This window comes from Stenotrophomonas sp. PS02300 (genome assembly GCF_029959395.1).
GTDB lineage: Bacteria > Pseudomonadota > Gammaproteobacteria > Xanthomonadales > Xanthomonadaceae > Stenotrophomonas > Stenotrophomonas maltophilia_AD.
In genome coordinates, this window is record NZ_JASCOP010000207.1 from 1 (window position 1) to 4,114 (window position 4,114).

A 4,114-nucleotide genomic window follows, 5' to 3' on the forward strand; every position below is an offset into this window, starting at 1 on the left:
GGGTAAATCCCGCCCGCCGCGGGGTGCCCGGCGCGGCCGGCCTGGGGCCGGCACTACCGGACCTGCAGGGTGCCATCCACTTTGCGGCCGTCTTCCAGGCTTAGACGCAGCGGCACCTGGCCGCCCTTCGCGAGGGGCACTTCCGGCTGCATCAACATCAGGTGCAGGCCGCCGGGCTTGAGCGCCACGCTCGCATTGGGCGCGATCGGCAACCGTTCCACCGCACGCATGCGGCTCACGCCGTTGACCAGCGTGGTTTCGTGGAGCGACACCTCGCCGAACGCCTTGCTACCCGCTGCCACCACGGCTACCGGCGCCTTGCAGCCGTTGTGGATCACGCCGTAGCCGGCCGCCATCGGCACACTGCCCGGCGGCAGCCGCACCCAGCCCTCGCGCACTGTCACACACGACGGTTCGGCCGCCCCGGCCGATGCTGCGGCCGCACACATCGCCAACAATACGCACACGAATGGTTTGGTTATCATCGCCTCAGTTCCCTGCCCGCAACGAGATCGCAGCATGACGACGCTTATCGAGGTGATCAACCATGGCCCCATCCGCGAGCTGCGGCTGGCCCGCCCGCCGGTCAATGCACTGGACACCGAGCTGTGCCGTCAGCTGATCCACGACATCAACCAGGCCATGGCCGATGACGTACACGGCATTGTGCTGTCGGGCAGCGAACGCATCTTCAGCGCCGGCATGGACGTGCCGCACCTGCTCAGCCACGGCGAGGACCGGCACAAGCTGCTGGACAGCTGGCAGGCGTTCTTCGGCGCGGTGCGCACCCTGGCCGAAAGCCGCGTGCCGGTGGTGGCGGCGCTGACCGGCCACGCGCCGGCCGGTGGCTGCGTGCTGGCGCTGTGCTGCGATTACCGGATCCTGGCGCGCAGTCCGGACCCGGCCCAACCCACGGTGATCGGCCTGAACGAGGTGCAGGTGGGGCTGGTGGCCCCGGAAGGCATCCAGCGCCTGATGCGCCGGGTGGTGGGCCACCACCGCGCCTCGCAGCTGCTGATCGGCGGTGAGATGGTGCCGGCCGAACGCGCCCTGGAGATCGGGCTGGTGGATGAGCTGGCCGCCCCGGCCGATGTGGTGCCGCGCGCGGTGGCCTGGCTGGGCCGCCTGCTGAAGCTGCCGCGCCAGCCGATGCTGCTCACCCGCGCCATTGCCCGAGAAGACCTGCATGAAGCACTGCATGCCGACCTGATCCGGCTGGACCGCTTCGTCGAGGCCTGGTATGCCCCGGATGCGCAGCAGGCATTGCAGACCTTGGTGGCACGGTTGGGGAAGGCCTGAGCACCCGTATAATTCCTGTCCGCCCCATCGCAGGCCGCCGCCTTGTCCCAGCCGCAAGAACCCGTCGTTTCCGAGCTGATCGACCTGCTCACGCTCGAGCGCCTGGAAGACAACCTGTTCCGGGGCCAGAGCCGTGACATCGGCACCAAGTACGTGTTCGGCGGCCAGGTGCTGGGCCAGGCGCTGTCGGCGGCGCAGGCCACGGTCGAGAACGGCCGGCATGTGCATTCGCTGCACGCCTATTTCCTGCGCGCCGGCAACATCGACCACCCGATCGTGTACGACGTGGACCGCACCCGCGATGGCGGCAGCTTCTCCGTGCGCCGGGTCACCGCGATCCAGCACGGCAAGGTGATCTTCTTCTGCGCCGCTTCGTTCCAGCAGGCCGAAAGCGGGGCCGAGCACCAGCACAAGATGCCCGAAGTGCCGCAGCCGGAAGACATCGAACCGAACCGCCCGCTGCCGCCCGAATTGCTGGAGCGCCTGCCGATCAAGGTGCAGCGCTGGCTCTCGCGCGGCGGCCCGTTCGAGTTCCGCCACGTGTACCCGCGCGATGAACTGCACCCGCCCAAGCGCCCGCCCTACCACCAGGTGTGGCTGCGCCTGAATGAAACCGTGGGCGATGCGCCCGAACTGCACCAGGCGCTGCTGGCCTATGCGTCGGACTTCCACCTGCTGGGCACCGCGACCTTCCCGCACGGCATCAGCTATTACCAGCCGCATGTGCAGATGGCCTCGCTGGACCATGCGATCTGGTTCCACCGCCCGTTCCGCGCCGACGATTGGCTGCTGTATTCGCTGGACAGCCCCAGCGCACAGGATTCGCGCGGGCTGGCCCGTGGCCAGTTCTTCACCCGCAACGGCATACTCGTTGCCAGCACCGCGCAGGAAGGCTTGATCCGCGTGGTGGATGACAGTGCCGCGGCCGCTGCCGTACCGGCCAAGGAATAATTCGATATGCGTCAGATCTTCACCAGCCAGCGCGTGGAAACCGTGGAAGGCGTGGCCAAACTGCTGCGCGATGCCGGCATCGAGGTGCGCATCACCAACGGGCGCTCGTACCACAGCAAGCGCGGCAGCCAGTTCAGTTACCTGGACACCAGCAAGGCCACCACCCACCCCACCCTGTGGGTGGTGCATGCCAACGACCAGCCGCGCGCGCGCGAAATCCTGCGCGATGCCCGCCTGCTGGAAACCACCCGGCGCGACCACCCCACCGCCGAATTCGCCTTCCGCGACCAGGCCGCCGACGTGGCCCCGCGCCGCAACTGGGCCTGGCGCATCCGCATCGGCCTGCTGCTGATCATCGCCGCCGTGGCAATGGTGGTGGTGATGCGCCACCGCGCCGCCCCCACCGTTGCGCCGGCACCGGTGCAGCAGGCACAACCACAGGCCCCGGCCACCCAACCGGCGCCGGAAGAGGAAGAGGTCCGCGTCCGGATCACGCCTCCGACGAACCAACCGTAAGCCCCGGTCACATTCCCCGCCCCACCCCGTCATGATGTCACCACCCCCAGGGACCGACGCCATGACCACGCTGCCGCTGATCGACACGCTGGACCGCGAACTGCCTGCCGCCGCCGGCGGCTGCCAGCAGTCGTACGGGCGCATCGTGCTGGCCTGCCAGAACACCGTGACCGCGATCGCGCTGGCGATCACCCGCGACGTGCAGGCCAGCGAGGACATCGCGCAGGAAGCCTTCATCAAGGGCTGGCAGCAGCTCAACCAGCTGCACAACCACGCCAGCTTCCTGCCCTGGCTGCGCCAGATCACCCGCAACCTGGCCCGCGACTGGCTGCGCGCCAACCGCGGCCGGCCGCTGTCGGGCGAGGCCGCCGAGATCGCCATCAGCATGGCCGCCGACCCGAGCCCGTCCGCGCCGGAATACCTGCAACGGGCGGAAGAGGAAGTGGCTGCCGAAGAGATCATCTCCGCGTTGCCCGAGGACAGCCGCGAAACGCTGCTGCTGTATTACCGCGAAGGCCAGAGCTCGCAGCAGGTAGCCAACCTGCTGGGGCTGAGCGACGCCGCCGTGCGCAAGCGCCTGTCGCGGGCGCGCGCCAGCGTGCGCGAGGAAATGCTGCGCCGCTTCGGCGAGTTCGCGCGGGGCAGCGCGCCCAGTGCGGCCTTCGCCACCGCGGTGGTGTCGATGGTGATGGTGGCCGCACCGGGCACGGCAAGCGCGGCGATCCTGCTGGGCACCAGCGTGGGCGTGGGCAGCAGCAAGCTCGGCCTGGGCGGTGCCAGCCTCTCCGGTGGTGCGGCGATGGGCTCGCTGGGCGCGGCGGCCAGCCAGAGCCACCTGCTCGGCCCGGAGTTCAACTGGAGCATCGCCATCGCGGCGATGGCCGGCGGCGTGATCGGCAGCTACCTCGGTGGCCGCTACCTGCTCTGCTACACCCAGACACTGGCCGAACGCGCGGCGGTGCATCGCTTCGTGCACTACAGCACGTTCACCGCGATGCTGGTCTGCGCGGCGGTGCTGGCGCTGACGGTGCTGGATGCACCGGTGTATCTGTCGCTGGCCGCGATGGTGCTGGGCACCGCGCTGGTGAACTACCAGATCCTGGTGCCGCTGCAACGGATCATGGCGCCGATGATCGCGCGTGATGCCGCACGCAAGGGACGCGCGGGACCCAGCTGGTTGTACCAGTCGATGTACGGACGACCTGCGTTGCTGGTCACCAACCTGGTGATCGTCGGCCTGATCCTGACCGTGGCCCGCGAGCGCGGGTTGATCTGACGCATGAAAAAGCGCCCGGCGGGGGCCCGCGCGTTTTTTGTTTGCGGGCCGGGGCCCGCCCGACGGTTCATT

The 4,114-nt window shown here is 69.1% G+C and carries 5 protein-coding genes; 4 read left to right on the forward strand and 1 reads right to left on the reverse strand.

Going from position 1 to position 4,114, the window contains the following annotated elements; all coding sequences use genetic code 11:
- Positions 1 to 53 precede the first annotated feature (53 nt).
- On the reverse strand, positions 54 to 485 hold the full coding sequence (locus QMX79_RS20175) for a copper chaperone PCu(A)C (protein WP_282248363.1): 432 nt from the start codon (positions 483 to 485) through the stop codon (positions 54 to 56).
- Between the two features lie 34 nt (positions 486 to 519).
- Between QMX79_RS20175 and QMX79_RS20180 the strand changes: the two genes are divergently transcribed.
- The 4 genes from QMX79_RS20180 (at position 520) to QMX79_RS20195 (ending at position 4,042) form a co-directional block, all read left to right on the forward strand.
- Positions 520 to 1,299, forward strand: coding sequence for an enoyl-CoA hydratase/isomerase family protein (locus QMX79_RS20180; RefSeq protein WP_068850181.1), 780 nt, complete (start codon positions 520 to 522; stop codon positions 1,297 to 1,299).
- A gap of 42 nt (positions 1,300 to 1,341) precedes the next feature.
- Complete coding sequence (gene tesB / locus QMX79_RS20185; RefSeq protein WP_282248364.1) at positions 1,342 to 2,250, forward strand: acyl-CoA thioesterase II; 909 nt, start codon at positions 1,342 to 1,344, stop codon at positions 2,248 to 2,250.
- Positions 2,251 to 2,256: 6 nt separating this feature from the next.
- Positions 2,257 to 2,766 carry a pathogenicity-like protein gene (locus QMX79_RS20190; RefSeq protein ID WP_282248365.1) on the forward strand — a complete coding sequence of 170 codons (510 nt, stop codon included), beginning with the start codon at positions 2,257 to 2,259 and terminating at the stop codon, positions 2,764 to 2,766.
- A gap of 61 nt (positions 2,767 to 2,827) precedes the next feature.
- Entirely contained in the window at positions 2,828 to 4,042 is a 1,215-nt protein-coding gene (locus QMX79_RS20195; protein WP_282248366.1) for an RNA polymerase sigma factor, read from the forward strand.
- Positions 4,043 to 4,114 lie beyond the last annotated feature (72 nt).